This window comes from Paenibacillus sp. FSL H7-0357 (assembly GCF_000758525.1).
In the GTDB taxonomy this organism is placed as follows: domain Bacteria; phylum Bacillota; class Bacilli; order Paenibacillales; family Paenibacillaceae; genus Paenibacillus_AQ.
This window is the reverse complement of the sequence record NZ_CP009241.1, coordinates 547,006-573,913: the sequence shown is the minus strand read 5'-3', so window position 1 is coordinate 573,913 and position 26,908 is coordinate 547,006. Positions and strand designations below refer to the sequence as shown.

At 53.3% G+C, this 26,908-nt stretch carries 25 protein-coding genes; 9 read left to right on the top strand and 16 right to left on the bottom strand.

The window, feature by feature from the left end; translation table 11 throughout:
• Positions 1-8 precede the first annotated feature (8 nt).
• Positions 9-737 carry a hypothetical protein gene (locus H70357_RS02545; RefSeq protein ID WP_038585411.1) on the bottom strand — a complete coding sequence of 243 codons (729 nt, stop codon included), beginning with the start codon at positions 735-737 and terminating at the stop codon, positions 9-11.
• Positions 738-965: 228 nt separating this feature from the next.
• On the opposite strand from H70357_RS02545, the gene H70357_RS02540 reads away from it, so the two are divergent.
• Positions 966-1,748: an MBL fold metallo-hydrolase gene (locus H70357_RS02540; protein ID WP_038585408.1), complete on the top strand. Its 783-nt coding sequence runs from the start codon at positions 966-968 to the stop codon at positions 1,746-1,748.
• 376 nt (positions 1,749-2,124) lie between these two features.
• On the opposite strand, the gene H70357_RS02535 is transcribed toward H70357_RS02540, so the two are convergent.
• Positions 2,125-3,090 (bottom strand): tyrosine-type recombinase/integrase, encoded by a 966-nt coding sequence (locus tag H70357_RS02535; RefSeq protein WP_038585405.1) that lies wholly within the window; start codon positions 3,088-3,090, stop codon positions 2,125-2,127.
• Positions 3,091-3,294: 204 nt separating this feature from the next.
• Between H70357_RS02535 and H70357_RS02530 the strand changes: the two genes are divergently transcribed.
• From H70357_RS02530 to H70357_RS02520, 3 genes are read left to right on the top strand one after another with little or no spacing between them, the layout of a single operon-like run.
• Positions 3,295-3,723 (top strand): chemotaxis protein CheW, encoded by a 429-nt coding sequence (locus H70357_RS02530; protein WP_038585402.1) that lies wholly within the window; start codon positions 3,295-3,297, stop codon positions 3,721-3,723.
• A 29-nt stretch (positions 3,724-3,752) separates the two neighbouring features.
• Complete coding sequence (locus tag H70357_RS02525; RefSeq protein WP_038585399.1) at positions 3,753-5,747, top strand: chemotaxis protein CheA; 1,995 nt, start codon at positions 3,753-3,755, stop codon at positions 5,745-5,747.
• A gap of 29 nt (positions 5,748-5,776) precedes the next feature.
• Positions 5,777-7,366 carry a methyl-accepting chemotaxis protein gene (locus tag H70357_RS02520; RefSeq protein ID WP_038585397.1) on the top strand — a complete coding sequence of 530 codons (1,590 nt, stop codon included), beginning with the start codon at positions 5,777-5,779 and terminating at the stop codon, positions 7,364-7,366.
• 90 nt (positions 7,367-7,456) lie between these two features.
• Here the strand turns inward: H70357_RS02520 and H70357_RS02515 are convergent, their stop codons facing one another.
• From H70357_RS02515 to H70357_RS02485, 7 genes are all read right to left on the bottom strand, one after another.
• Entirely contained in the window at positions 7,457-7,921 is a 465-nt protein-coding gene (locus H70357_RS02515) for a DUF420 domain-containing protein (RefSeq protein ID WP_038585395.1), read from the bottom strand.
• A 155-nt stretch (positions 7,922-8,076) separates the two neighbouring features.
• A complete protein-coding gene (ctaG, locus tag H70357_RS02510) occupies positions 8,077-9,003 on the bottom strand; it encodes a cytochrome c oxidase assembly factor CtaG (protein ID WP_052091774.1) in 927 nt (308 codons plus the stop codon).
• 14 nt (positions 9,004-9,017) lie between these two features.
• Positions 9,018-9,341 (bottom strand): cytochrome C oxidase subunit IV family protein, encoded by a 324-nt coding sequence (locus H70357_RS02505; RefSeq protein ID WP_038585393.1) that lies wholly within the window; start codon positions 9,339-9,341, stop codon positions 9,018-9,020.
• A 2-nt stretch (positions 9,342-9,343) separates the two neighbouring features.
• The gene (locus tag H70357_RS02500) at positions 9,344-9,970 is read right to left on the bottom strand and encodes a cytochrome (ubi)quinol oxidase subunit III (protein ID WP_038585391.1); all 627 of its coding nucleotides are present in this window, start codon (positions 9,968-9,970) and stop codon (positions 9,344-9,346) included.
• Positions 9,971-9,976: 6 nt separating this feature from the next.
• Positions 9,977-11,815, bottom strand: coding sequence for a cytochrome c oxidase subunit I (gene ctaD / locus H70357_RS02495; RefSeq protein ID WP_052092420.1), 1,839 nt, complete (start codon positions 11,813-11,815; stop codon positions 9,977-9,979).
• 128 nt (positions 11,816-11,943) lie between these two features.
• Positions 11,944-12,987, bottom strand: coding sequence for a cytochrome c oxidase subunit II (coxB, locus tag H70357_RS02490; RefSeq protein ID WP_038585390.1), 1,044 nt, complete (start codon positions 12,985-12,987; stop codon positions 11,944-11,946).
• A 396-nt stretch (positions 12,988-13,383) separates the two neighbouring features.
• The gene (locus H70357_RS02485) at positions 13,384-13,572 is read right to left on the bottom strand and encodes a hypothetical protein (RefSeq protein WP_038585388.1); all 189 of its coding nucleotides are present in this window, start codon (positions 13,570-13,572) and stop codon (positions 13,384-13,386) included.
• 457 nt (positions 13,573-14,029) lie between these two features.
• Here H70357_RS02485 and H70357_RS02480 point away from each other — a divergent pair, with 457 nt between their 5' ends.
• From H70357_RS02480 to H70357_RS02470, 3 genes are all read left to right on the top strand, one after another.
• Positions 14,030-15,049: a serine hydrolase domain-containing protein gene (locus tag H70357_RS02480; RefSeq protein WP_038585386.1), complete on the top strand. Its 1,020-nt coding sequence runs from the start codon at positions 14,030-14,032 to the stop codon at positions 15,047-15,049.
• 141 nt (positions 15,050-15,190) lie between these two features.
• Positions 15,191-15,529 (top strand): DUF4870 domain-containing protein, encoded by a 339-nt coding sequence (locus H70357_RS02475; RefSeq protein WP_038585383.1) that lies wholly within the window; start codon positions 15,191-15,193, stop codon positions 15,527-15,529.
• Between the two features lie 104 nt (positions 15,530-15,633).
• The gene (locus tag H70357_RS02470; RefSeq protein ID WP_038585380.1) at positions 15,634-16,581 is read left to right on the top strand and encodes a diacylglycerol/lipid kinase family protein; all 948 of its coding nucleotides are present in this window, start codon (positions 15,634-15,636) and stop codon (positions 16,579-16,581) included.
• 516 nt (positions 16,582-17,097) lie between these two features.
• On the opposite strand, the gene H70357_RS02465 is transcribed toward H70357_RS02470, so the two are convergent.
• The 4 genes from H70357_RS02465 to H70357_RS02450 all read right to left on the bottom strand — a co-directional run bounded on the left by H70357_RS02465 (position 17,098) and on the right by H70357_RS02450 (position 19,799).
• On the bottom strand, positions 17,098-17,691 hold the full coding sequence (locus tag H70357_RS02465) for a xanthine phosphoribosyltransferase (protein WP_038585377.1): 594 nt from the start codon (positions 17,689-17,691) through the stop codon (positions 17,098-17,100).
• A 45-nt stretch (positions 17,692-17,736) separates the two neighbouring features.
• On the bottom strand, positions 17,737-18,042 hold the full coding sequence (locus H70357_RS02460) for a hypothetical protein (protein ID WP_038585374.1): 306 nt from the start codon (positions 18,040-18,042) through the stop codon (positions 17,737-17,739).
• Positions 18,043-18,105: 63 nt separating this feature from the next.
• Entirely contained in the window at positions 18,106-18,990 is an 885-nt protein-coding gene (locus tag H70357_RS02455) for a TrmB family transcriptional regulator (protein WP_231578368.1), read from the bottom strand.
• 35 nt (positions 18,991-19,025) lie between these two features.
• On the bottom strand, positions 19,026-19,799 hold the full coding sequence (locus H70357_RS02450) for a zinc ribbon domain-containing protein (protein WP_038585371.1): 774 nt from the start codon (positions 19,797-19,799) through the stop codon (positions 19,026-19,028).
• Positions 19,800-20,000: 201 nt separating this feature from the next.
• Between H70357_RS02450 and H70357_RS02445 the strand changes: the two genes are divergently transcribed.
• The gene (locus H70357_RS02445) at positions 20,001-20,375 is read left to right on the top strand and encodes a hypothetical protein (protein WP_231578367.1); all 375 of its coding nucleotides are present in this window, start codon (positions 20,001-20,003) and stop codon (positions 20,373-20,375) included.
• A gap of 293 nt (positions 20,376-20,668) precedes the next feature.
• Positions 20,669-21,373 carry a GTP pyrophosphokinase gene (locus tag H70357_RS02440; protein ID WP_038598433.1) on the top strand — a complete coding sequence of 235 codons (705 nt, stop codon included), beginning with the start codon at positions 20,669-20,671 and terminating at the stop codon, positions 21,371-21,373.
• A gap of 93 nt (positions 21,374-21,466) precedes the next feature.
• Here H70357_RS02440 and H70357_RS02435 read toward each other — a convergent pair whose 3' ends face one another.
• The 3 genes from H70357_RS02435 to H70357_RS02425 all read right to left on the bottom strand — a co-directional run bounded on the left by H70357_RS02435 (position 21,467) and on the right by H70357_RS02425 (position 26,623).
• Positions 21,467-22,588 carry a WD40/YVTN/BNR-like repeat-containing protein gene (locus H70357_RS02435; RefSeq protein WP_038585365.1) on the bottom strand — a complete coding sequence of 374 codons (1,122 nt, stop codon included), beginning with the start codon at positions 22,586-22,588 and terminating at the stop codon, positions 21,467-21,469.
• A 120-nt stretch (positions 22,589-22,708) separates the two neighbouring features.
• Positions 22,709-23,500 carry a hypothetical protein gene (locus tag H70357_RS34100; protein ID WP_052091772.1) on the bottom strand — a complete coding sequence of 264 codons (792 nt, stop codon included), beginning with the start codon at positions 23,498-23,500 and terminating at the stop codon, positions 22,709-22,711.
• A gap of 33 nt (positions 23,501-23,533) precedes the next feature.
• Complete coding sequence (locus H70357_RS02425) at positions 23,534-26,623, bottom strand: DEAD/DEAH box helicase (RefSeq protein WP_038585361.1); 3,090 nt, start codon at positions 26,621-26,623, stop codon at positions 23,534-23,536.
• Between the last annotated feature and the right edge of the window lie 285 nt (positions 26,624-26,908).

Sequence of the window (26,908 nt, the reverse complement as noted above, 5' to 3'; positions counted from 1 at the left end):
CCGCCCTCTCATACGAGATCGCGGCTTTTAAGCCGGTGTATCGTCAATTTGGAAAATAATTGCACGGATACCGTGCCCAGCAGCAGCGTTCCCCACATCAGCGGAGATAACAGCCCCCATTCCTTCGAGCAGGAGACGCTGTACAGAAACAAATTTCCATCCCCCCATTGAATCAGCAGCGCAACCCCGAAAGACAGCAGCATCAAAGTCAGGGTGATCCAAAAGTACGCTTTGCCGCTAACCAGAAACTCCACAACAATATAGATGCCAGTCATCATCAGGCCATAACCGATCCAGGTAAATGCAAACGCAACGTATGAAGTCCCTGACAGCTGGCTGCGTATATTGTCACTAATGGCGTACATTAAACCGAAGAACAATACGCCATTCAGACAAAATGAGAACATTGCATCCAGCTTTCTTTTGCAGAGGATCACCGCAGCCGGAACAGGCAAACTCCGCATATAAGCCAACATCCGGGTGTAGGAGTCTTCACTTAAATATTTCATGGTACGCCGCGAGAACGTGAAGCCCAGCATGGGAATCATTGAAATCAGCAGGAAGTCGGACATCAGCCTTCCGTCACTTCCGCTCAGCGCGTCTTCCGTGACCATTCCAGTCATAGCGGCCATATATCCCATAAAGATAATGGAAAACAGCAGGACCCTCACTATGTTCAGCTTGTCACCGCGGAAATCTGCACGGACCAGCACCCAGGCGTCTCTAAATATTGTCATTACCTTTTACCTCGCTTTGTTGTTTCTCCTGCGGTAGGCTGCAGCGGATAGACACGGTTCAGTGTGTATCTCTCTGTGCTTACTGTATATATCTATATACACAGTATATGACCTGTATTTTCCATTGTCAAGAATCATTTGTAATAAATTTCAATCGGCTATAAAGTAGGAATCAGCGGAGATTTGTAGGCTACTCGAGAGAAAATACTCAGTATCGGGGAGGTTCATATGATTAGTGACCCATGGTTTACTGTTCAGCAAATGGATGAAGCCACATTCGCAATCAGCGAATACGGGCATTGGGAGAAGGTGCATTCCTTTCTGCTGCTGGGGGAGGAAAAAGCTGCACTGATTGATACCGGTCTTGGCATCGGCAATATCAAAGAAATAACGGATCAACTGACCCGCCTGCCGATTGAAGTGCTCACCACTCATGTACATACGGACCATATCGGCGGCCATGGACTATTCAGCAGTATTTATGTCCATGAAGCGGATAAGGACTGGCTGGTCCATGGCATTCAGGGTTTGTCTATTGAGCAAATCCGCAGGGACATCGGCAGAGATCTGACCCGGCCTGTGCCGGAGGGCTTTGACCCGGACGCTTACAAGCCTTTTCAGGGCGAGCCAGCCGGCTTATTAAGCGATGGGGACCTCATCTCTCTGGGCGGCAGAACACTTAAGGTGTACCACACTCCCGGGCATTCTCCGGGTCATGTATGCTTTGTCGATAAAGACCGCGGTTATTTGTTTACGGGTGATCTGCTATATGATGAGACGCCTGTGTATGCTTTTTATCCTTCAACAAGTCCTGCAGATTTGGTCAATTCCCTGGAGAGAATGGCTGCATTAGACGGAATCAACAAAGTTTACGGTTCACATAATACACTGGGTCTAGAAGCGGAGATTCTGGAGGAAGTGAAGCTGGCGGTTAAGTTTCTGCGGGAACATGAACTGGATCATTTCGGCACGGGGATTCACACATTTAACGGCTTTAGTGTGCAGTTCTGATACGGAACGTCTGTGATCATGCGGACTACAGTTCCGTTATATTGCCCAATCTCGCGGCTTGTGAAGGAGTTCAGACTCAGAAGACGCTCACGCCCAATCCTGTTAAGGCAAAGAGGGACTGTCCCAAGCATCCATTCGCATGGCGCAGGCACAGTCTCTCAGTAATCCCATTAAATACTACAATTTAAAATTCAAGATTTATGTATATCGTGCCATATTTTGTCGTACAATATCACTTATGCGACATTTTTCCCGAAAAAAATAGGCTTCTGCGTACTTGCGCATTACGAAGCGATTATGCATTCATTATAGGGCATATCCATACTGCTGTATAGGAACTTCCCAGAAATACTAGCGTATTTTGTAAAACTTTGTCTTATTGAATAAAAATCCGCAGGCTGTCCTCTACAAAATCAGGGGCAGCCTTTTGAATTTGCTGCACGGTATGGAGATACCGCTGAGTAGTATTGATGTGGGAATGCCCCAGCGATTCCTGCACCTGCTGTAGTGAGGCGCCCTGCAGCAACGCAAGTGTGGCATTGGTGTGGCGCAGCCAATGTGGAGTAAGCTTTTTCTCAATAGAGCTCGCCTCTCCGGCTGTCTTGATAATCCGCTCTACTTGTCTTGATGATAACGGGAACATCAGAAGCTCCGGGGCAGGATCACCTTTCCCGGCAATGGCGCTGGATAATTGGGAGTACAGCTGCCAAAGGGTCGGCGGTACCTTGATCTCTCTGCGTTTGCCACCTTTAGCATTCGCGATGGTCAGCCAGAGAGAGGTTTCCAGCGGATCTGTGTGGAAATCCCCCCATTTCATCGCCGTCAGCTCAGATACACGAAGCCCCAGCATCACCAGCGTCAGCCCAATCAGGTAATTGCGCAGGCCCTGCGTCTGGAGCTCCCCCAGCAAATCCCCCACCTCTCTTTTGGTTAAGAAATTTTTTCGGCTGGTAATCGTAATTTTGGGAATCCGCACACTTGAGGTCGGATTAGCTGCAAAGATGCCAATATGCTGATCACTGCCCCATTTATAAAATGATTTCAAAGGTGCGAGGAACGCGGCAATACTTGCCGGCGCCAGTTGCTTAGGATAGCTGTAACCTCCCTGGGTCAGAAAGAATTTATACGCCTCAATCTCCCTCCAGGTAACCTCCTGCAAGGATGTGCCAACTATGAATTTACGGAAATCAGCAATCGCCCGCCTATAATTACGACGTGTATTTGCATTGGCACAGCAGGTTGCCACAAACATCTGAACAATCTGATCGTCACTGAAATTGCCCTCCCCAGAGTAAACCAAACCTAACTGGGCGTTGCTCAATTCTGCTTGTTTTATTGTCATTTCATTGCTCCTCTATGATTAAAAATGTCGCATAAGTGATATTGTACGACATCTTTCCGGTTTTTTGTCTCATTTCCTCACGTCGAGAAGGACCAGAGACACATCAGGAGTAACATGCTAATGAATTGTTAAGAAAAGGAGGAAGGAACCCAGCGCCTGAGGAGCGGCTGCTTAATCACTTATTTGAGAAAACGGAGGTAAAATATGGAGTCTGCCACACAGAAACAATATGTCGAATTCGGGGTGGACAACGAGCATTATGCCATCCCCATCTCCGATGTTCATGAAATTATAAGAATGCAGGAAATTACGGATATTCCAAACGGCCACTACTACGTTAAGGGCATTATCAATCTGAGAGGGAAAATTGTGCCGGTGCTAAGCCTGAGGGTGCTGCTGGATATGGCGGAAATTGCCGAGACTAAGCATACACGCATCCTGGTGGTTCATCACCTGGAGGAATCCATTGGTGTCATTGTTGACAACGTGAATAAAGTGACTACGTTCAATGATATTCAGCCCGCACCAGACAGTGTCTCCGGAATCAGCGGTTCCTTCTTCACCGGAATAGGCTTCTCTTCTTCGGGTCTGGTCGGAATTCTGAAGCTGGATGAGATACTGCTGCGCGAATAACCGGAGGCTACACGGAGAGAAGGTGAATTATGGTTGACTTATCAGAATATCGGGGAATTTTTCTTGAAGAACTGGAGGAGCAGCTGCAACTGATCGAAGATGAAGTTCTCCGGCTGGAGCAGATAGGGGAGACGGAAGACGGAATACAGCAATTCTTCCGGGCAGCCCATACCCTCAAAGGCTCCTCGGCGTCCATGGGTTACAACAGGCTGAAGGAGGTCGCACACCATCTTGAGCATCTGCTTCACCAAATGAGGAACGGGGAACGGCAAGTAACGGATGAGCTTATCCGCCTGTTCTTCCAGGCACTGGATGGAATGCGCGCGCTGCAAAGTGAAATCGCCGCTGCAGACCATGAGACGACAGACGTATCCGAGCTGATTCAGAGGCTCAAGACATTTGGTGCGCAGGGACTGCATGGACATGACCGAGGTCCGGCTGTACAGCCAAACAAAACCGAAACTCCGCTACAGCTTTTCTGGCTTCATGTATGGCTCTCCCCGGCCTGTGAAATGAAGCTGCCACGTCTACATCTTATTGACGCCAAGCTGCGGGACCTCGCCACGGTCCTTAGAATGAAGCCGGAGCTGGAAGAGATTGAAGCCCATGACAGCAGGGTCGATGGTGCATCCTGGATGCTGTCCCCCAAGAGGAATATCGAGGAACTCCGGCAGCAGATCTCCTCCATTATGGATGTTGAGAGTATCTACATAGAAGAAGTGAAGGACATCTCACTTAACCCTGCTGCAGAAAAAAATTCGACTCAGCCGGAACCGGAGAGCCGGGGCCTCCCGGACCCGCTGGAGGCACTGCCGGCTACTGCTGACAAGATAAAGCCCCAAACCATTCGCGTACATATTGAGCGGCTGGAAAAGCTGATGAACCTGGCGGGTGAATTGGTAATTGATCAAACCCGGTTCCATCTCCTGAACCGCAGATTTCACGGGCAATACGGAGCCAATGGCCTGACAGAGGAGCTGGGACAGTTGGCCGATCATCTGTCGACGATCACCCGTGAACTGCAGGAGAATATGATCAAGGTACGGATGCTGCCTATAGAGCAGCTGTTCAACCGGCTGCCGCGCATGGTCAGAGATTTGTCATACTCACTGAACAAGCAGATCGAGCTGGTCATTGAAGGCAAGGAAACAGAGCTGGACCGGACACTAATTGAGGAACTCGGCGACCCGCTTATCCATCTTCTGCGGAATGCGCTGGATCACGGCATAGAAACCCCGGAAATCCGGCGTAGCGCGGGCAAAAGTGAAACAGGCACCGTCCGGGTTGCCGCCTCCCATGAGGATAATCAGGTCATCCTCGTCATTGAGGACGACGGGGCTGGAATCGATGCCGAGGCCATCCTCCAATCCGCCATCAATAAGAGCATCATCACAGCCGAAGAGGCCCGTTACATGAATGAGGATGAAGCGCTGCGCCTTATTTTCAGACCCGGCTTTTCTACTGCCGCTCAAGTAAGCGATATCTCCGGCCGCGGGGTAGGGATGGATATTGTCCGCAATGATATTGAACGGATTAACGGAATGATTGATATTGAGACCACCAAAGGGCAAGGCACCCGGTTCCGTATCCGCCTGCCCTTTACCCTGGCTATCATTCGGGGGCTTCTGGTAAATGCCGGCAATGCGACCTTTGTCATTCCCATGAGCAGTGTGGCCGAAATTATCCGCACCGCTTACGGTGAGATCAAGACCGTTCGGGGCCAACCGGTTATTACAGCACGCAACCAGCTCGTCCCGGTGGTCTGGCTGCATGATTGCCTGGGGATTCCAAGAGCGGAGACAACTGCATCTTCGATCCCGCTGATCATTCTGGGGCGCGGGGAGAAACGGCTGGCGCTGGCAGTGGATACGCTTGTCGGTAATCAGGACATTGTAATTAAAACGCTGGGCTCATACATAGGCAAGTCAGACAGCACTTCAGGGGCCACCATCCTGGGAAACGGCAAAATCGCACTCATCATCGACACCGCAAGTCTGTTTTTCAACGCAGGTTCTTTGGTTTAACAAATTCATGATCACTGGGGGAATCGGGTATGAAATGGTTTTATAATTTAAAAACAAGCGTGAAGTTAATCTCATCCTTTTTGGTGGTTGCTGTCATTTTGGCCTTCGTGGGTCTTTATGGTCTGAACAATCTGGGTTCAATCAATGACAGTCTTGATGATATGTATACGAACAATCTGGTGCCCGTCTCCTCTCTTCAAAGCTCCCAGAACAGCTTCACCAGTATGCGCGGCATCGCCCGGGATCTGTATATTAAAGAAACGCCTGCGGAACGGCAGCAGCGCGTGGAAGACTATGAAACTGAAAAGCAGAATGTGCTGGATAGCATCGCAGCCTTCCGCAAAACAAAGCTCAGCGAAGACTCCATCCAGGCGATCGCTCCATTCGAAGCTGCCTGGAACGAATATTTGAATACTTATGAATCCCTGATCAGCGCATCCCTTGCCCAGCGGGACGACGAACTGCTGGACACGCTCCGCAGCACCACTCTGGCCAATGAAGCGGATGCCCTAAAGCAAATCATCAACAATCTGATCAGCATCAATATCAAAGAAGCGGATCAGGCCAAACAGGATGGAGCATCCCTGTACAACTCCTCGCGGACTATTACGCTTGCTGTCGTTGTAGCTGCCGTGATGCTGTGCATCCTGCTCGGCTATATGATCTCCCGAATCATCTCGAAGCCGCTGGCTAAGGTAGTCCAGATCCTCTCCAAGGTAGCTGATGGCGACTTACGTAGCCAGACGGAGATCGACACCAAAGATGAAATCGGCATGCTGGCGTTTAAGGTCAATGAGATGGTCAGCAATCTTCGCCGGACTGTCGGGTCCATCCTTACGCATTCCCAAAGCCTGTCCGCCGCCGCAGAAGAGATTTCCGCCAGTACACAGGAGATAGCCAGCGGCAGCACAAGCACTGCGAATGATGCCGGGACGATCAGCGAATTATTTAAAGAGCTCTCCAGCGCCATCCACTCCGTAGCGCAGAACACCGAACAGGCCTCGGTCATCTCGGATGAAACTGTGCTGATTGCCGAAGATGGCAACAGCATCATTCAGGAATCTATGGAGAGCATGCAGTCTGTCAGCGGGCAGATGGCCCGGCTGGAGGAGGACTCCCAAAAGGTCGGGGACATTATCGATGTCATCGAGGATATCGCTGATCAGACAAATCTGCTCGCGCTTAACGCAGCTATTGAAGCCGCAAGGGCCGGAGAGCAGGGACGCGGCTTCGCCGTGGTTGCCGATGAGGTGCGGAAGCTTGCCGAACGCAGCGGCGAGGCCACCAAGCAGATTACAGGCATCATCAAGGGCATGCAGGCGAACACACGCTACAGTGTAAGCGCCGTACAGGAAAGTGCCGAATTGTCGCAGAAAACCGGCGTCTCTTTTCATAAGATCGTCACGATGGTGAATAACGCCGGCCAGAAAATTTCCGAGATCGCTGCTGCCAGTGAAGAGCAAGCGGCACAGTCGACCAATGTGCTGGCCGCTGTCGAGAATATTTCTGCCACCACCCAACAGTCTGCCGCAAGCAGCGAGGAGTCTGCATCTTCCGCCCAATCTCTGGCCAGCCTGGCCGAGGAGCTGCAGAGCACCGTCTCCTCCTTCCGCCTGTAGCCTATATTTGAACAAAAGACCTGTGAACCTGCAAGTTCCAAAGCGGAACCGCAGGCCTCACAGGTCTTTTGGTACTTTTACAGTGTCAGATCAGGCACCTAAAATAATTTGCCAGACCGGCTTTGTGTGCCCGCCCGGATAAAAGATGTACAGCAGCACATACACAGCGACACCCGTAATAGCAGTAATAAACCAGATGACAGCAGTCACTCTTCCCCATTTCCGGTGTTTGGCAAATTGAGCCTTGAAGCCCAGCGTCAGCGTAGTGATGCCGAATACGGCGGCTACCGTCGCCAGCACGATATGGAAAATCAGAAAGATGTGGTAGAGCGTCGACAAATCGGCCGGTCCACCCCAGGATGTGTTGCCTACGAATGCCGTTCTGGACACGTACACAATGAAAAACAAGATGGCAGCAACAGCGGCGGCAATCATTGTCTTCTTGTGCGCTTCGCGCTTGCCCTTAATGATTTGTCTCCAGCCAATCGCCACCAGCAACGCGCTGATTACGATGAAAGATGTGCTGATCGTTGGAAACAATGTGAAAATATCCATGATTATCCCCCTCGGCGCTCGCCAGCTATGCACGAGCAAGAAGAAGCCGCTACATTGTTCTTTGCAGAGCGTATGCTTCCGATGCCAGCAATACTCTGTATCGCTCTCAGGTATCCGTTGCTTTTAGAAATACAAGGATAAGTCAGGCGTGTGACTCAGCCTTCCTTGTATTTCAAATAGCCATCCCCCGGTTCGGCGGATGGCGCGGAAACCTCCGCATCGTCTTGCCCGTTCTCTTTTTTATACCAATGATAGAACACATAAGCAAGCATCGAGGCAAAAATAAATTCCTGAATGAACTTCATGGCGATGCCCCCCACCTGCTGATCGACCTTGGGCGACAGCCATCCGAAGAACGCCGGACCGCCGAACGTCTGCAGCAATGAAGCGGGATTTCCCGATACACAGTAGCCCATCGCCCGTGCCCAGGTGTCGGGATCACTGTACGTGGCATATAATGGAGACCCCGCAAAAATAATCAGCCCGCAGGCCGGTGTCAGCAGCACCATATTCAGGAAGATAAAGCCTACCTGACCCAGGCCGCCAAGTTTCCGGTACTCCGGCAGAGGATTTATCAGATTCCACCACATGAGCACAGAGGTCAGAAAAAGCAGGCCGTAATAGAGCCGGTGAACTGTAAAATGCAGCATCACGTAATCATGAACCACTGGAATATGGTAGAGCGAGAACAGTCCGTTGAACAGAAGGGCCGCCACCACCGGCTGTGCCAGAAAGGCAAAACGCCGCAGTGGGTTCACCTTAAGAAAAGTACGCCAGACCCAATCCGGAATCCCGAGCATAATCAGCGGCACTGCCACCAGATAGGACAGCGCCATACTGACCATATGGAAGGAAAAGAAGATATGGCCCAGCAGGCTGACCGGACCGCCCTGCGCAAGGTAAAGAGCCAACATTCCGCTAAGAAACAGCCCCCTGCGCCATATAGGAACTGCCGAAGCACCGGAGAACCGACCGGCAAGCGGACCGATCAATACGAAATATCCAGCCGTCAGCAGCAGCAGGACCGCCAGAAAAAGCGGACTCCACAAATCCTCAAAGCTGAAATATTGTAATCCCAGCATGATCAGAAGCCTCCTTAATCCCACCAAACCCAATACAGTGCCATGATAATGCAGGTTCCGGCGATAAAAAAGCCGCCCAGCATAAATAGAATCGGTATCAAATGTCCCTTGTCCTTCAGATGCATCCAGAAGCCCATCTGCAGAAAAACCTGCAGAACGGCCATGACCAGCAGCAGAATCACGGCAAAGGTCGCGTTGACTCCTCCGGCCGCAACAGCTGCGAAGGCAATCAGCGTCAGAATAACAGAGAAGATAAACACCACGATATGCCGCTGCGGCCCTTCCTGCCGGTGGCGGTGCTTCACCGCGCTATCCGGAGAACGCTGTTCTGTCGCCATAGCTAACCCACCTTTCCGAGCAGGTAAACAACCGTGAAGATAAACACCCATACCACATCGATAAAATGCCAGTACATCGCGGACACATAAATTTTTGGTGCCGTAACCACCGTCAGCCCTTTATAGCTCAGCTGCCCGATCAGCACAGCGATCCACACAATCCCGAAAGCAACGTGAGCACCGTGGAACCCGACCAGTGTATAGAACGCCGAGCTGAATGCACTGGTAGTCATCCCGAATTTCTCGTGTCTTATATACTCGCTGAATTCGTAGATTTCCAGCCCGAGAAAGGCCGCGCCAAGCACTACAGTAACCAGCAGCCAGTTCCGCAGCAAGGCAGGCTGGTTCCGGTGCATCGCCTGAATGGCGAATACGCTCGTCAGGCTGCTCACCAGCAGCAGGAAGGTTGCGGCGGCAACCAGCGGCAGATGGAACAATTCGTTCGCAGACGGACCGTCATTCGTCTGGTTTCGCAGCGCCAGGAACGTAGCGAACAAGGTGCCGAAAAGCACCGCTTCTCCACCAAGGAACAACCAGAAGGCCAGCACTTTGTTGCGGCCTTCCGCCGTTGCCTTTTCCGGTTCGTGCGGGAGAGTGCCTTTTGAAGCTTCAGCATGTGCCGTTGTCATGTCGGTTCACCTTCCTTCCAGCTCTTCGGGTTCGATATGCCAGCCATGATCATCAAAGAGCGAGCGCATCAGCATCGACCCGAAGGTTATCAGAAGACCCAGCGCCGTAACGATATAGTTATTAAAGAGAAAACTCATAAAGCTGTTGCCAAAATCATCACGGCTGAACATAAAGCCAAGTCCGGCAATAAAGATACCAACCGACATCAGGAACGGGTGCACCGTCGCTGAAGGCATATGAATGGAGCCTACCGGTTCGGATGGCGTCATGCCCTTGTGCCCGGCTGTTTTTTCCTTCCAGAAAGCATCCAGACCGCGCACCAGCGGCGTTTGCTTGAAATTGTATTCCGGAGGCGGTGAGGAAATGGTCCATTCCAGCGTCCGCCCGTCTTCCCACGGATCATCCGCCGCATCTGCCGGCTTTCTGGAAGTGATGAAGACATTGGCCAGGAAAAACAGCATCCCCACACCCATAAGCCCTGCCCCGATCGTACTGATCAAATTTAGCAGGTCGAATTGCTGATTCGGCAAATACGTAAATACGCGGCGCTGCATCCCCATAAGCCCCAGAAAATGCTGTACAAAAAAGGTCATGTGAAACCCGATGATAAAGGTCCAGAAGGTCCATTTGCCCAGGTGTTCGCTGAGCATTCTTCCGAACATTTTAGGCCACCAATAATGCAGGCCCGCGAATAAGCCGAGCACCAGGCCGCCGACAATTACATAGTGGAAATGGGCAACGACAAAATACGTGTCATGAAACTGAAAATCGGCAGGAGCAGAAGCCAGCATGACACCTGTAACCCCGCCCATGGTGAAGGTTGGAATAAAGCCGACCGCGAATAAATTCGGAGTGGTAAAGCGTACTTGCCCGCCCCACATCGTGAACAGCCAATTGAAAATTTTAATTCCTGTCGGAACGGCGATCAGCATCGTGGATACAGAGAACAAGGCGTTCGCTACCGGTCCGAGGCCGGTGGTGAACATATGATGCGCCCAGACCATGAAGCCAAGGAAGGCGATCAGGATCGTCGCGAAGACCATGGAGCTGTACCCGAACAGCCGCTTACGCGAGAACGTCGGGATGACCTCGGAGATGATGCCGAAGGCCGGAAGAATCAGAATATACACTTCGGGATGACCAAAGATCCAAAAAATATGCTGCCAGAGCACCGGATTGCCGCCGCCGCTGGTCTCGAAGAAATTGGCGCCGAGAATCCGGTCGAAGGTGAGCAGCACAAGCCCTACTGTAACTGCGGGAAAAGCGAACAGGATAATAGCGGAAGTGATAAAGGTGGCCCAGGCGAACATCGGCATCCGCATAAATGACATTCCCGGAGCCCGCATCGTAATGATCGTAGCCAGGAAGTTAATGCCGCCGATTAGTGTGCCTAACCCGGCAATCTGCAAGCCGATCGTGTAGAAATCCACCCCGTGGGTGGTGCTGTAGGAGCTGGAGGATAGTGGGGTATAAGCGGTCCAGCCGGCATCGGGCGCTCCCCCCATAATCCAGCTGAGATTAAGCAGAATGCCGCCGAACAGAAACGTCCAGAAGCCAAGCGCATTCAGAAAAGGAAAAGCTACGTCGCGCGCACCGATCTGCAGCGGGATAACCGCATTCATCAACGCGAAGATGACCGGCATGACCCCGAGAAAAATCATCGTTGTCCCGTGCATCGTAATCAATTCGTTAAAGGTCTGGGCATCCAGAAAGGTATTCATCGGCTTGATCAGCTGGATGCGGATCAGAATGGCCTCCAGCCCGCCGATGCCAAAAAAGATCCCTCCGGCCCAAAGGTACAAAATTGCAATCTTCTTATGATCGACGGTGGTGATCCAGTCCATGATCCCGGTATGCCGTTTGACGCTGTGGCCATGCCTCAAGGGCTGGGAAGGATTCAAGGATTGCGCTGCTTGAGCCAAGGTACGTACCCCCTTTTCAAATATGCTGCTTCTGCTTTGGGCAATAGGCTTTATTCCAGCGTGTAGCCGGCCAGATATTCGGCAATTCCGTCAATCTCTTCATCACTGAGTCCCAATTCCTTGGGGTCAGGCATCCGGTTGCCCGGCTTGACGCTTTGCGGATCATGCAGCCAGGTCTTAAGATTCTCCAGGATCGGCGCTCCGTCGACACCTGTGTCGTCGTTCAGCAGGATACCAGCCACCGACTCGCGGGACCCGATCCCGGTGAGGGACGGACCGTTGCTGCCTACCATATCACCCACTGCGTGGCAGGTCAGGCACGCGGACTTGAACTTTTCCGCAAGCGCCGGATCTTCAGGCATCACTGCCGGGGCTTTCATGGAAGCAATCCATGCCGTGAACGCATCCTTGCTGACCGACTTCACTTTAAATTCCATAAATCCGTGGGAAGGACCACACAGCTCTGCGCATTTGCCGCGGTAAACGCCTTCATTTGGCGCACTGAAGCTGAAATGGTTCGTTGACCCGTCCGGGTTGGTATCGATTTTTCCGGAGAGAGAAGGTACCCAGAAGGAGTGCAGCACATCCTTTGTAGTCAGCTCAAAGGCGATATCCACGCCCGCAGGAATCACCAGATCCTGCGCCGTTGTCACACCGTAATCGGGGTATTCGAATTCCCACCAGTATTGGTGGCCGGTCACCTTGACCTTAACTGCATTCTTATCATCCGAATGATCATCTCCTGCGGCAAACACCGCCTGCACGGTCGGAACCGCCAGCACAATTACAAGGATCAGCGGGATGACCGTCCACAGCACTTCAAGCTTGAAGCTGCCTTCCACCTGTTCAGGGATCTCATGCTGGCCCGGTTTCCTGCGGTAACGGATAAGCACGTAGGCCGCAATGGCAAAGACGATCAGCAGCACGACAATCATGATGGTAATCGACAGCTTCATGAGTCCGAACGAGCTTTCCGCTGCAGGTCCCTGCGGTCTGAGCACCGACAAGTCCTGCCGCCCGCATCCTGCGAGAATGAGTCCAAGCGTTGCCGTCATGGGAAGAAGCCGTTTACCAGCCTGCCACGTTTTCATCATTGATCTACCCCGCTTTTCCCGATTTCGTAGATTAGAGGATTTTCCTGTCAATTATAACAATCACTATTAATATAAGTTTATGGGGGTCTTTTGTCAATCGTTCACAGCAAGTTCACAAAGCATTTTTTCAAACAGCAAAAGCTTGTCCTTACTGTATTTAAGAGCGCTTACAAAAAATGAATCTTTTATCATTTTTTCTTTAAAGCGCATACATATCTATTTGTGTCTATTAATTCATTTGACTATTTTGTGATTTATGACTTCGCAATAAATATGCGCACAAAAAAAACCGCTTCCTGCGGCAGCAAGCCGCCCGGGCACGGTTTATGAGAATCCTCATGGATGTAATTCCAAATTTGATGTCGTCAAATAGCAGGAAGTATTCCTGTCTGTAAATTAGGAGACGGATGAGTTTATTCTTCCCAACTCATGCTCCACGACCATAGTCAGCTCTTCTTCATAGCCTCCTGTGATCCGATACTTCCGGACATACTCCTTCACAAATTTCTTGGGATCTTTGGGCCGGAAAATGCGTGTCATTTCCCGTAGACTTTCCTTCACTTCGTTATGACCTTTACTTGCCATGATCAGTTCCCTCCCAAAACATTGAAAATGAATGCTCCGTTGTAGAGAATGCATGATGAAAAGTCCGCCGTAACCTCGAAATGCAAGTCAAGAAACCGTAACACATACGTGGCTTGCATTATCCGCCTAAACGTTCATCCCATAAATATGGAGGTCCGCCTTGCCGGTGAAGCAGGTTCGTCGTGATTTGGGCTGAGAGTAAGATGCACCAAATGCGGAACACCTTGACACTTTACTTACCCGAAGAGCCACTTGCTGAATCACTCCTTTCGGGCCTTATCGTTATATTGTATCATATTCCAGTCCAACTTCCACCTTTCCTTGTAAAATTTACGTACGTAAAATATTTTTTTACTCTTCTCTACCGCAGCAGGTGAGGCTTGCAGACTTTTGGTTAAAATAACGTATCCGCCGCCGCATCTTAGACTGCAGCAGGCAGCTTGGAAAGGGGATTGCTATGAGCCAGCAGCTGTCTTTACTACACACACCTAACAACCCGGCACCCGTTATAGCAGCAGCCCGTCCGGATGACACCGGAACCTGCCCTCTTCGACTGGAGAAGGCCCATCAGGCAGTTACGAAAGAATATCCCAAAATGCATAGTATGCTTGTCGTCCGCCACGGGCAACTGATATTTGAACGGTATTACGGGGGATATCATGCCGGAATGCTGAATGATCTTCGTTCGGCCACCAAAAGCTTCCTCTCTCTTCTTATCGGCATTGCCATCGGCAAAGGCCATATTCCGGGAGTCCACTCCTTTGTAGCCGAAGCGCTTCAGAGATATCTGCCGCCCCGCTGCTCTCCGCAGCTTTCGGAAATTACGCTGCGCCACCTGCTGACCATGACCTCCGGCTTCAGGTGGATTACCGGCAAGAAGCTCGGAGAACCGCTCGTACGTAATCTGCAGCGCAGCCGACGCTGGACTTCTTACGCTCTTAGCCTGCCCATTGATCATGAAAATATTGGGCAGTTTCAATACCGCAGCAGCGACTCGCATCTAATTTCGGTTATGCTGAGCGGATTCTCAGGGCTGGACGCTTACAGCTATGCCAGAGAGCATCTGTTTGGACCGCTGGACATTCACCACACCGCCTGGCTGCCCAGTCCTGAAGGGCACAGCATGGGCCATATCGGCTTATACCTGACCTCGCGTGATCTGGCTAAAGTCGGTATGGTCCTGCTGGGCGGCGGCCTTTACAAAGGACAGCAGATGATCCCGCAGAATTGGCTGGAAGATGCGTTCACAGCCCAGACCCCCGGATATCCGGCCTACGGTAATTACGGGTATCAATTCTGGAACGGCATGATGAGCAGCCAGCCCTACGTGCTGGCTCATGGACACGGGGGCCAGCAGCTATTGCTGCTGCCGAAGCTGGACGCCGCCGTTATATTCACCGCCGAGAGCGCGGTCAGCCGGTGGAAGCACCCCCGCAGACTGGTTGAACAATACATTATACCGGCGATGGAGCTTTAGCATGTCTAACGGAAAGGAAGAATGCTTTTTCACTTGAACCCCTTCCCGGTCCACATACTTTGCCGGGACAAATCATAGGCTCATAGAGAAGAGGGAACCGGTTAGCCGCCTTCTTCTCCAAGTACAAGGAGAGTGAGCCTTTTGTCCCCTTTCAGATCTTCCACCGGACTGCCTGACCATATTGCCGCCGCCCTATGCTACTTCTTCCCCTTTATTGGGGGCATCGTTTTTCTGGCCCTGGAGAAACGCAGCCGCTTCGTGCTCTTTCATGCGTTGCAGTCGCTGATCGCCTTCGGGACACTGATGATTGTCCATGTCCTCAGCGGCTTCATTCCGCTGCTCGGCGCTCTCGTCGCCGCTTTAATTTCCCTTTGCAGCTTCGCCGTATGGCTTCTCATGATCTACCATGCTTTGGGCGGAAGATGGTATAAGCTTCCCTGGGCAGGGGAGATCGCTGAAAGCCAGCTCCGTCAGTTGTAGCCTGCCTCCTGCTGTTTATCCTTATTTTTAAGATTCCCTTTTGAACGTCCACTCCGTACAATGGAATCAGGACATAGAGGAATCTACAGGCTGGAGGAACATACATGTACTTATTGATCATAAATCCCCGTTCCGGCGGCGGAGCAGGCCAGCGGACATGGCACACGGTCGAAGGGATGCTGCATTCACGCGGCATCCCTCATGAGCCCTTGTTCACGCAAAACGCCGACCGCGCCGAAACCCAGGTGCTTGGGGCGCTCGCCCGGCGCGACGACTGGCGCGCCGCCATCGTCATCGGCGGCGACGGCACGATCCATAGCGTGCTGGGCGCGCTGCGGCGCAGAGGCGTGCCGCTGGCCGTCATTCCCGCCGGCTCCGGCAATGACACGGCACGCGGCTTCGGCATCCCGCTGGCCACAGAGGCCGCGCTGGAGGCTGCGCTGCAGGACCGCTGCCTCGAAGCCGATCTGCTCTCGGGGGCGGGCGGCCTCACCCTGACCGCCGTAGCCAGCGGCTTCGATGCACAGGTAGCCGTAAATGTGAACAACAGCTTCTACAAACGGCTGTGCAACGCCATCGGCGCCGGACAGCTGGCCTATATCATCGGCATTCTGCATACGCTGATGACCTTCAAGCCCTGCCGGGTGAGCGTAACCTGCGACGGGAAGGAGCAGGCTTTCGATAAAGCCTGGCTTGTCTCGATCTGCAACCTGCCAAGCTATGGCGGCGGGCTGCTGATCTGCCCGCAGGCGGAGGCCGATGACGGCCTGCTCGACGTCTGCGTCGTGCACGGCTGCAGCCGCATGCAGGTGCTGCGGCTGTTCCCGACGCTGCTGAAGGGCACGCATGTTGCGCTGCCCTTCGTGACGATGCTGCGCGGGCACAGCGTAGCTGTCCACTTCGCGCAGGCCCGCCATGCCATCGGCGACGGCGAGGCCCTCGGCACGGCGCCGCTGGCCGTGCGCTGCGAGCCGGGCGCGCTGCGCGTGCTCTCGCCGCTGGCGGCGGTCCGCGAACAAGGCGCGGCGGGCCCTTGCCAGGCAAGCGTGTAGGACACGGCGGGCCCGTACCCAGTCAGCGTCGCGTAGGACGCGGCCGGCCCGTACCCAGTCAGCGGCGTATGGGACGCGGCTGACTGGGGTTCCCGAGCGCGAGTTCCATCGCGCTTGCGAATGAATGGCCTGCGTGGCCACGCTTCGGCGGCCTGCGGCTAGCCCGCAAACGCAGCTCCATTCTGCTTATACTTTGTTTCCCAGCTGTGGCTATGCTGCTGCCCTTTGGGGTCGCGGGAGATAATTGCAGTTTGTACAACTAAACGGGCTGGTTCCGCTTCCGTTCAGCACTTAACTGCACTCTGTACATCTAAATTCCGGTTTCTGGTCCATTTTCGGCATTAAGACGGATATCTACTGTACAAAATACAACTAAAACGGAATGCCGAGCAAATAAGGAACATTTAGTTGTACAAATTGCAATTACTGCGCAGTAATCCCTATAGCCACAGCATAAAGACCCCATACTCCGCAAAGCTGGAGCATGGGGTCTTTATGAGCTATAATACTGCGGGGTCAGCCCGGCAGGCCGCCGGCTTCCTCCACGAAGGAGATCAAGCCATCGTCAAGCGAAGCAATCCGTACCAGCGATTCCACACGGTAGCCGGCTTCCTTCAGCAGCTTGTTGCCGGGCTGGAAGGCTTTTTCGATCACGATGCCGATTCCGGCTACGCTGCCTCCCGCCTGTTCGACGATCCGGGCCAGCCCGAAGGCCGCTTCACCGTTGGCAAGGAAATCATCGACGATCAGCACGCGTTCACCGGGAGCAATGAACTTTTTGGAAACTGTGATATCATTGCTTTCTTTTTTCGTAAAAGAGTAGACCTTCTCCACATAAATATCTTCGGTCAGGGTCAATGATTTCTGCTTGCGTGCAAAAATGAGCGGAACCTCAAGCTCCAGCGCCGTCATAATGCCGGGGGCGATCCCCGAGGATTCGATGGTCAGCACCTTCGTCACCTTTTCTCCGGCAAAACGGCGGGTAAACTCGCGGCCGACCTCACGCATCAGAAACGGGTCCATCTGGTGATTCAGAAAAGAATCGACCTTGAGCACACCTTGACCGAGAACAATACCTTCATTGATAACCTTCTGTCTCAATAACTCCATTCTGTGCTCCTTCCTCTCCATCTCAAATGGACCCTGTCTTAGTTTTTACAGGCCAGACGGCTTCTGCGGCAGCAAATTGCCGACAATCGACTTCAGTTCGTTGTCCTCTTTGCTATTCGCCTTGCCGCTGTCAAAGCTCGTGATGCGGATTTCCGAGTACTTCTCTCCCGGATTCACAGGTTTAAAAATCAGCTTCTCACGGTCTTCCAGCCGAACGTTGAACTTCATGTCCTTGAACATGCCAATCAGTTCATTTTCTCCCGGGACTTTACCCTCTTCCAGAAACAAGAGACCTCTGAGTGACTTGATCCCTTCCGGATGCTGCACATCAAAATGAATAATACACTCCACGCTTTCACCTCCCCAGCTTAATTTCGGCTTGCGAGCAGCTTGACCCTTACCCAAACACGTTTCCTAATGGCCTGGCTCTTGCTGCTCTTCCAATTCTTCCAATTCCTCATGTTCCTCTTGTTCGTCCGGTTGCTCCTGTTCGCCCAGTTGTTCATGCTCCTGGTCATGCAGTACATATTTACCGTAAATGTGGCTGTAGCGTTCCCCGTACCTTCTTGTTAGCTCGGGGCCCATATCCTCTTCCAGCTCGAAGAGCACCATCTCCTGCGTAAAGTGGTTCAGCAGCAGTTCCACCAGCACCTGATGTTCGGTTACGACCGCCTGCGCCGTTCCGTCCTCATACCGCATGCCGAGCATGCACCAGTTCCTGTCGATCACAAAGGAAAACTTCCGCCCGCTGCTCCGGCGCGGCTTGCCGCCCAGCGGCGGCCATACCGGATAAGGTGCGGGAACCTCGTTGCCGCCGTCAAAGGCCCACAACAGCTTCACTCCCCGCAGCTCTGCCTGCTCCAGCTCATTACGCAGCAGCGAAGCCTCCTCACGCCATACATCTACTACGATTTCCTGCTCAGCAAGATTCAGTTGGCGGATCAGTTCCTCCATCACATTCCGGTCACCCTCCACATTGTAGAAAGAGGGATTGACCGGGCCGCCGCGCGGCATTTCACTTTCCATATAAGCCAGTGAAGCCGATACCCGTCCGGAGATCATGGTCGCGAGCTCTTCCGGGTCCAGCACACTGTAACGCGCCGGTTCCCCTTCACCGCATCTTACATAACCTTGCTGAGTCAGACGCTGAAGCGCCGCATATACGTTGGATCTTGATACTCCGAGCTGCTTTGCCACTTCATAACCCGAAGCCTGGCCTTTGCTGGCCAGCTCGACCATAATTTTGGATTCCATCTCTGTGAAACCCAAATTGCGCAGATGCAGCAGCAACTGTTCCATCTATGTTGTCCCCCTAAGCTGACTGTAAATGCTGACTAGATTTGTTCTGATCCGCAACGCGGGCACCACATGGAACCCTTGGGCAAATCCGCCCTGCAGATCTGACATTTGACGATATCCCGCACGCCGCCTTCACTGGATGCAGCTTCTTCCGCAGGCTCACCGGCTTTCCAGTCACGGATACGCCGGTCAAGCTCAAGCTGTCTTTCCCGCTCCCGTTCAAGCTCATCGGCTTCACGGCGGCTGCGTTCGGTATCCTGCACCGCTCCGCCATATTCCTCCTGCGGCAGTTCATCGTCTACCGGAAGCACTTCGGTATACACCGTACGCTGCTCCGATCTCATCGCCAGCTCTTTCTCCGCTTCCGTCAGCTCCTCCTCGCCATAATATTGATCTTCCTCTTCATCCTCATGAATGCTGTGCACTGTGACGGGCACCGCTTCTTTTCTTGAAGCCGGTTCCTCCAGCTTACGTCCGCATTTCGGACAGAAATTGGCGTCCAGAGCTACAACATTCCCGCAGGTGCAGAGCTTTTCATTCTTCAGCTCGGCAATCCGGAAGCGCAGCTCCTCAATCTGTTCCTGAAGCTTCAGGCAGGCCCGGGAATGCTCCACCATCTTGCCTTCGGCCAGGGACAAATCCTTCGAGCGATATCCGTCGTAGAACAGCTTTCCCATTTTCATAAATTCAATTTCCATCTCATGTTCGATATCGGAAATATGCCCGTTAAGCTTGCCGATCTCCACCGAGCTTTGCGCTTTTTCACTCACCCGGCTGGCACCGTCTTTAATGCGTTGCAGAAAATTCATTGTAGTTCCTCCTTCTCCAGAGTGAGAACAGGGCCGATTTGCAGCCAAATATCATTCCAAATAAACCCTTAACGCTCCGTTCAATAGCGGTAACGTGCTTCTATCATACCAAATGTCTCGATTAGATTCATTATTTGTCGTTCTGTGTATAATAGTAAAAAATAACCATGGACAAGCTTACCAACAATGGAGGGATCAATCTTGCCGGACGAAGAGAAAAAACGCTATTTCGTATCCGTAAACCACAGCCTTATTCAGGACGTGCGCAATGACTCCAATGAATTTGAAGTGCTGCTTAACGCTGAAGAGCTTACCCTTCTCCAGGATCTCCTTAACGAACTCGAACGCGGGGATGATTACGCCTTCCGGCGCGCCTTTGTGCCTTATAAGTCTGCCGATCACGATGAAGCTGCCCGGCAATTTGACGATGAGACCGTCAGACTGTACCAGACCCTGCACCGTTTTGGCAGCATAGAGACGCAGCAGACCATTGAGCAGCTGGGTATACTCCCCAAACTGGAAAATACCGGGTATCACGATAAAGGTTATGACGGAGGCTCCCCTACGAACAAATAATCAACCTAAGCGCCGTACTTTCTATCCCTTATGTGTGCTAATACGCTGCTGCGGGAAGAATGTTGCGCTATTTTGGGTTGGCCGGATTATAGTTGCAAACAGCCTGGACTCTTCGGCACTACAGGGGGGTCTGGGTTTTTTTTGCTTCTGGGGCAGTACATCGGTTAAAATAGGGATATAGACTGGTCCCGGAATGTATAACATATCTTTATTCATGGGTTCATTTTATCCAGTCACAAATAACTAAACTTGGGAGAGTCTCAGTGGAAGAATATGATAGTACACAGGTTACACTGAATCAGCTGCAGGTGCATGTCAAGGATCTGAAGAAGTGGCAGGTTAATGGGGATTTCGCCAAACAGATCGAGGATTTCAAAGCTTTGCCGGCGCTGTACCGCCATGCCCTGAATGAGCTTGAGAATAAAATTGATGTGATCAAAACGGAATGGCAGGTGCGCGACGGCTTCAGTCCGATTGAGCATGTCAAGTCGCGGATCAAAGAGCCGAAGAGCATCCTGCAGAAGATGGAACGCAAAGGGCATGAGTTTACCCTGGAAAATATGGAGCAGCACATTCATGATATTGCAGGCATGCGGATTGTCTGTGCTTTTGTGAAGGATATTTATCGTCTGGTCGATCATCTGTGTGCGCGGGAGGACATCCGTGTGCTGGAGATCAAAGATTATATTGCACATCCCAAGCCCAACGGCTATCAAAGTCTGCATCTGATTGTGTCGATACCGCTTGTGCTGCTGGAAGGAACCCACTGGGTAAAAGCGGAAATCCAGCTGCGTACACTTGCCATGGATTTCTGGGCCAGTATGGAGCATATCCTCTACTACAAATTCGATAAACAGCTTCCGTCGCATGTCGCCGAGGAACTGAAAGAAGCCGCACGTGCCGCCGATGAGCTGGATCAAAAAATGCTCCGCCTGCGCCGGGAGATTCTTGAGTTATCCGAGGGAAGCAGTGCGGGTGAACCCCCGTCCGGGGAGTAATGCCATTTCTGTTTACGGACCGTAGCTGAAAAGGTAATAAAAGAAGGCAGTGCCCTACAGCTGAGCTGTTGCGGCACTGCCTTTCTATTATTCTCAAGAAGGAAGCAGCAGGTTTCTCCAAGTGTGGCCCCCGTCTGCCGTGCTCCAAAGGATTTCCGGCCCGGAAATCCAGCCGGTTCGAGACGTAGAGAACTGTATCTCCGTTGCCTTATCGAACGCTGAACCTTTGGCAGCTTGCTTCCAGCTAACGCCGCCATCGTCTGTAGCAAGCAGCTTGCCGCCTGCCTGCAGCGCCCAGCCTGAACGGGCATTCAGCCAAGCTGTCCTTGACGCTTCAACCCCTTGAATGCCGGGGCCATGCTTCCAAGTCTCTCCGCCATTATTGCTGGTGTAAAAGACCATGCTTTTAACACCGTTCAGGACAATTTCCAGCGGCAGCACCCCATCCTTCTTATCCTTGCCGGAAAAGACAGGAGGGTAGCTGTTGCTATACGCATACCCCGAAAGCGCTGGCGGGGAGACGAGTTTCTCCGGCTTCCAGCTCTTGCCCCCATCAGCAGTTCTAAAGGTAAGAATGGACTTCTGTCCGTGATTACTGGAGGTTATCCAGCCGTTATCGCTATCCCGGAAGGTTATGCCCGTTGGATAGGCAGCAATGCTTGCGGTAAGATCGCCCACTCTGCTCCAGCTTGTCCCTCCATCCACCGTGCGGTATAACGACTTCTCCATCATACCAAGTGCCGGTTCGGAACATAGCAGAATATACCCGCCCTGCTTATCGGGAAAATGCATAAACCCGCTGGCGTATCCTTGCTCCCAGCTTTTCTTCACCGGAAGGCGAAAAGTCTTCCAGGACTTTCCCTTGTCTAGCGTATGAAAAAGGGTTGTAGGCTTGTGCGGGCCATAGGCGCTTAGAATCCACGCCTCAGTGTCACCCGCAAAGTAATGCGCCAGTTTGCCAAGCTGGACAGCATTACCGGGCATGGGCACCGTATTGCTAAGCGGATGCTTCCAGCTTAACGCACCGTCCGCTGTATGCCACATTCCGCCCAGCGTGATTCCCCAGCCCTCTTTCACGCCTGTCATTTGGAAATTGTCCGGATATCCCTTCAGGGTGATGCTGGAGCTTTGCGCCGGTGCCGCCCCTATGGTTGAGGCAGAAATTAGAAGCGTTCCTGCTATGAACAGAGAAGCCAGAATTTTATAAACTCTCAATTTAAGCTCTCCCTCATTCCCTGTTTGTCCTGTTATCATAAGACCTCAGCAGGAACATTAGGTTACGATCAGTTCATTCCGCAGTGAAAATATTGTTAATTAAGAGCAACCAGAGCAGCCTTACAGCTTACCCAGCCCTGCCGCCCTGCGGGCCGCGGCTTCTGCGACACGCTGCATGATGAGCACAAGCCCCTCACCGGCACGGGGTGTCTTGTCGAGCAGGGTACCCCAGTTTTCGGTCGGCTTCGCAACCGCCGGTGAAGCCGGAAACGGCCGGGCTGCGATTTCATGAAACATGGGACCCGGCTGGTGGAGCGAGCCTTCAGCAGCCGCTTCGGCCAGCCATTCTCCCGTCGGGACAGCCGGCCCTTTGCGCTCCAGCCGGGCCAGTTCGGCTGCAAGCAGGCCGGACGGGGCCGGGCCGGCATCCTCGCTGTCCTCCGCTTCCTCTTCCGCCCAAAGGGCAAAAACTCCGGCCAGCAGCGTCTCTTTGTCCAAACCGCGCAGTTCAAACGCCAGCAGCGGTTCCTCTTTCAGCTGCTTTTTGACCAACCCCAGCAGGGCCATCTGTTCCGGCCCTGAAAGCTTCTGTCCGGCCAACGCCAGTTCTTCATCGCCGGGCAGAAGCTTCATCGCCGCCAGGCCTCCACTCAGGTTGCCCTGCAGCAGACCATACAGCTCACCCGGGTGCTCCGCAAGCCGGATCAGCACTTCCTGTTTCACTTCATCAGACCAGCGCGGAATTTCCAAAGAGAGAACCGTCGTTGGCGCTTGCCCTTGGGCGGCAGCAGCAGCAGCAGCAGCGGCCTTTCGCTTGGTTTGCCCCCCCGGCGCTTTGGCCGATAGCTGTGTTCCCGTCGCCTTAACCACCCCAGGCTCAATTTCCAGTCGCAGTTCCAGCAGTTCACTCATTGCCCATTCCTCCTTTATGCCAAGCTTGTTCCTCTACATCCAGTCCTGCCCCTGAAGCTCGATAAGCTCCTTAAGCTCATGATTGGACATCTCTGTCAGCCAGTTTTCTCCGGAACCGACAACCTGCTCCGACAGGCTTTTTTTACGCTCGATCAGTTCATCAATCCGTTCTTCCAGCGTTCCCTGGCAGATCAGCTTATGAACCTGCACATTCTTATGCTGGCCGATCCGGAACGCCCGGTCGGTCGCCTGATTCTCCACCGCCGGATTCCACCAGCGGTCATAATGTATGACATGGTTGGCCCGTGTGAGGTTCAGACCCACACCGCCGGCTTTGAGCGATAGTACGAAAAACGCCGGCCCTTCCCCCTCCTGAAAGGCATGCACCATCTCATCGCGCTCCCGTTTGGGGATACCGCCATGCAGGAACAGCGGCGGTGAGCCGTAACGTTTCGCCAGCCTGCTGACCAGCAGCTCGCCCATCGCTACATACTGGGTGAAAATAAGTGCGGATTCCCCAAGCTCGGCAATGCTGTCCAGCACCTCGAACATCACATCCATTTTGCCGGAATGCTCACTGCGTTGAGTCCGGCCCTCCTCTTTGCGGTACAGCTGCGGATGGTCGCATATTTGCTTCAGCTTGGTCAATGAAGACAATACCAGCCCCCGGCGGGCCATGCCGGAGCGTTCCCCGATGACACCGAGCATTTCATCCACTACACCCTGATACAGCGCAGCCTGCGTTTCTGTAAGCGGACAATAAGATTTCAGCTCCAGCTTCTCCGGCAGATCCTTGGAAATGTCCGGATCACTCTTGAGCCGCCGCAGCAGGAAGGGCGAGACGAGGCGGTGCAGCTCGCGCAGCCGCTCTCCGCCTTCACCGGATACATACCGCTGGCGGAATGAATGATAAGTCCCCAGATACCCCGGATTCAAAAAGTGAAAAATGGACCACAGCTCGCCAAGCCGGTTCTCCACTGGTGTGCCTGTCATCGCAATGCGATGCGGTGCTGACAGCTTCATCACACTCTGTGCCTGCTTGGTGCGGTGATTCTTGATATACTGCGCTTCATCCAGCACAACAGTCGACCAACGGACGCCAGCGAGATCCTCGCTGTCCCGGCCTGCGAGATGATAAGTGGTCAGCACGATTTCATGGCTGGTGGCCAAGTCAATGAAGCCTTCCCCGCGAACCCGTCTTCCCCCGTGGTGAATATGCACACTCAGCGATGGTGCGAAACGCTGCAGCTCCCGCTGCCAGTTGCCAAGCAGCGAGGTCGGGCAGAGAATCAGCACCGGCTCACGCTTCTCCTCCGGCGGAGCAGTCAGGGCACGGTCCAGCAGACAGGTGATGACCTGCACCGTCTTGCCAAGGCCCATGTCATCGGCAAGGCATACCCCAAAGCCGAGCCCGCTGAGCGCAGCCAGCCATTGAAAGCCGCGCTCCTGATAAGGTCTAAGCGTTCCATGAAGACCCGGCGGCACAGAGCGCAGCGGAAGGCCCCGCAGAACATCGCCATGCATGAGCGAAGCGAGCATGCCGGAGGTTTCCATGCCGGTCACCGACATTCCCTTCCAGAGCCGCTCATCACCGTCCTCGGCCTCCAGACGCATCCAGTCCGCCGCCGACATTTCTCCGCTTTCGTTGCGTTTCATATATCGCAGAACCTGGCGGATCTCCTTCGGATCGACTTCAATCCATTCTCCCCGGAAGCGCACAAAAGGCACTCCGGCCTCCACCAGCGCATTCAGCTCTTCCTCGCTGATCGTGTTATCGCCCAGCGAGGCCTCAATGCGGAAGGAAATCAGCTCTTCCATGCCAAGGGAAGGCTGGGTTGAACCATCGATGCTGCCAGCAGGCGGCTGCATCTTCATCTTCATCCCGATCCGCCGCCGGCCTTCACGGCTCCAGCGGGATGGCATCTGCACCGTAATTCCCCGCTCCCGCAGCTGCTGCACGCTCTCCTTCAGAAAGAAATAGACGCGGTCCGGCTCCAGTTGAACTCCATCCGGTGCCGGTCCGGCTAGCGCACGCTCAATATCCGGCGATATTTTCGCGGCCCGGCCGAGTGCAGCCAGCAGCTGCTGCTGAATATTGCGGTAGCGCTTGCCCCATAAAGTGAACTCCCGTTCCCTGCTGCTCCAGATCGCCGCCGCAGGAATCCAGAATTCTCCTTCTTCCCGGTTCTCCGCCCAGAAGGTTAAATTCCAGGCATCGCCTTCGTTCGCAGGCGGCTCCAGACGCAGACCCAGACTAAGCTGGCCGCTGTGGACCTCCTCCGCCCCGGAGTTCGGAATCTCATTCTCAGCCGCACCGTTTACGGCGGCAAGGAGGTCCGCCACCTCGGCCGGAGTCCCCTGGACCGGGATATCACGGCTGCCGGTGAGCAGGCTGTTCCACCACAGCTCGGTCAGCGGTGAATATCCACGGCGATAATTCGCTTTGAATGGCCCAAGCTCGCTTTCCATTCCCGCAATGACCTTTTTGATCTCGGCAGTCATTACAGCCTGCAGAAAAGAATACAGCACGTACGCTCCCGCTTCTTCACGCGACGACAAGTCCCCCTCCTCCGCAACATGGGTTCCCAGTGCCAGCACCGGCATGGAAGCTGCCATCTGCAGAAAGAACTCCTTATCAGCCTCCTGCCGAAAGGCCGGAGACCAGCAGGCCGCAGCGGCTTGCTCCCCCCCGCGGCGGCGCGAGCCTATAGGCCTCGGCGGCATTGCGCCGGGCACAATCCCGCCTGTGCCCATCAGTTCAAGGGCAAAACGGGCTGCAGCCGCCCAATAGCGCAGTTCACCGCCAGGCTCCACTCCCTGTGCACGGCACATTTCCTCGTCCCAGGCCAGCAGCAGCTCAAAGGCGTCCTTCGGGGCCAGGGCAAGCCCTTCCAGCGTGCGCCCCGGCAGTCCGCGCCGCGTTGTCCTCCCTTCCGCAGAGGCAGCGGCCGGATACTTCACTTCCGCCAGCCGCAGCGCAGCACCCGCAAAAGGACGTCCTCCTCCCCGAAGCTCCAGCCGTTTGACCACACGTGTCCATGCGTCAACTTTCGGCTCTGAAGTTTCGCCGGAGAAGCAGAATAATACGTCCCCTAACCATATTGCATACAGATGCTTAATCATTGGTGATCTCCTGTCTTTTTATGCAAACAGAAAGCGCCAGCCGGTTCCGCTAGAAGAAACGGCTTTGCCGCCCTAAACGACGGAATCCGTTTCTAACCTTGCAGAAGGCTGAATCCTTCTCCGCGAGAAATATATTTTTAAGCTGAATTAACAGATGTGAACCCTAACGGAAGAAATACATAATCCCCCATGTTTTTTTCTTCATCCCTTCATCTTATACGAAAAAGTCCTGATTTAAAAACGTTTCTGTATATTTTCTGCAGATTTTATATTCCGGCACTGTCC

Bases quoted from the DNA above. Each gene is read 5' to 3' on its own strand.
- H70357_RS02525 (WP_038585399.1), top strand. From the start codon at position 3,753: ATGGTTGACTTATCAGAATATCGGGGAATTTTTCTTGAAGAACTGGAG.
- H70357_RS02470 (WP_038585380.1), top strand. From the start codon at position 15,634: ATGTACTTATTGATCATAAATCCCCGTTCCGGCGGCGGAGCAGGCCAG.
- H70357_RS02480 (WP_038585386.1), top strand. From the start codon at position 14,030: ATGAGCCAGCAGCTGTCTTTACTACACACACCTAACAACCCGGCACCC.
- H70357_RS02530 (WP_038585402.1), top strand. From the start codon at position 3,295: ATGGAGTCTGCCACACAGAAACAATATGTCGAATTCGGGGTGGACAAC.
- H70357_RS02500 (WP_038585391.1), bottom strand. From the start codon at position 9,970: ATGACAACGGCACATGCTGAAGCTTCAAAAGGCACTCTCCCGCACGAA.
- H70357_RS02520 (WP_038585397.1), top strand. From the start codon at position 5,777: ATGAAATGGTTTTATAATTTAAAAACAAGCGTGAAGTTAATCTCATCC.
- H70357_RS02505 (WP_038585393.1), bottom strand. From the start codon at position 9,341: ATGGCGACAGAACAGCGTTCTCCGGATAGCGCGGTGAAGCACCGCCAC.
- H70357_RS02455 (WP_231578368.1), bottom strand. From the start codon at position 18,990: ATGGAACAGTTGCTGCTGCATCTGCGCAATTTGGGTTTCACAGAGATG.
- H70357_RS02535 (WP_038585405.1), bottom strand. From the start codon at position 3,090: ATGACAATAAAACAAGCAGAATTGAGCAACGCCCAGTTAGGTTTGGTT.
- ctaG (WP_052091774.1), bottom strand. From the start codon at position 9,003: ATGCTGGGATTACAATATTTCAGCTTTGAGGATTTGTGGAGTCCGCTT.
- ctaD (WP_052092420.1), bottom strand. From the start codon at position 11,815: ATGGACTGGATCACCACCGTCGATCATAAGAAGATTGCAATTTTGTAC.
- H70357_RS02515 (WP_038585395.1), bottom strand. From the start codon at position 7,921: ATGGATATTTTCACATTGTTTCCAACGATCAGCACATCTTTCATCGTA.
- H70357_RS02545 (WP_038585411.1), bottom strand. From the start codon at position 737: ATGACAATATTTAGAGACGCCTGGGTGCTGGTCCGTGCAGATTTCCGC.
- H70357_RS02540 (WP_038585408.1), top strand. From the start codon at position 966: ATGATTAGTGACCCATGGTTTACTGTTCAGCAAATGGATGAAGCCACA.
- H70357_RS02425 (WP_038585361.1), bottom strand. From the start codon at position 26,623: ATGATTAAGCATCTGTATGCAATATGGTTAGGGGACGTATTATTCTGC.
- H70357_RS02485 (WP_038585388.1), bottom strand. From the start codon at position 13,572: ATGGCAAGTAAAGGTCATAACGAAGTGAAGGAAAGTCTACGGGAAATG.
- H70357_RS02450 (WP_038585371.1), bottom strand. From the start codon at position 19,799: ATGAATTTTCTGCAACGCATTAAAGACGGTGCCAGCCGGGTGAGTGAA.
- coxB (WP_038585390.1), bottom strand. From the start codon at position 12,987: ATGATGAAAACGTGGCAGGCTGGTAAACGGCTTCTTCCCATGACGGCA.
- H70357_RS02465 (WP_038585377.1), bottom strand. From the start codon at position 17,691: ATGGAGTTATTGAGACAGAAGGTTATCAATGAAGGTATTGTTCTCGGT.
- H70357_RS34100 (WP_052091772.1), bottom strand. From the start codon at position 23,500: ATGAGTGAACTGCTGGAACTGCGACTGGAAATTGAGCCTGGGGTGGTT.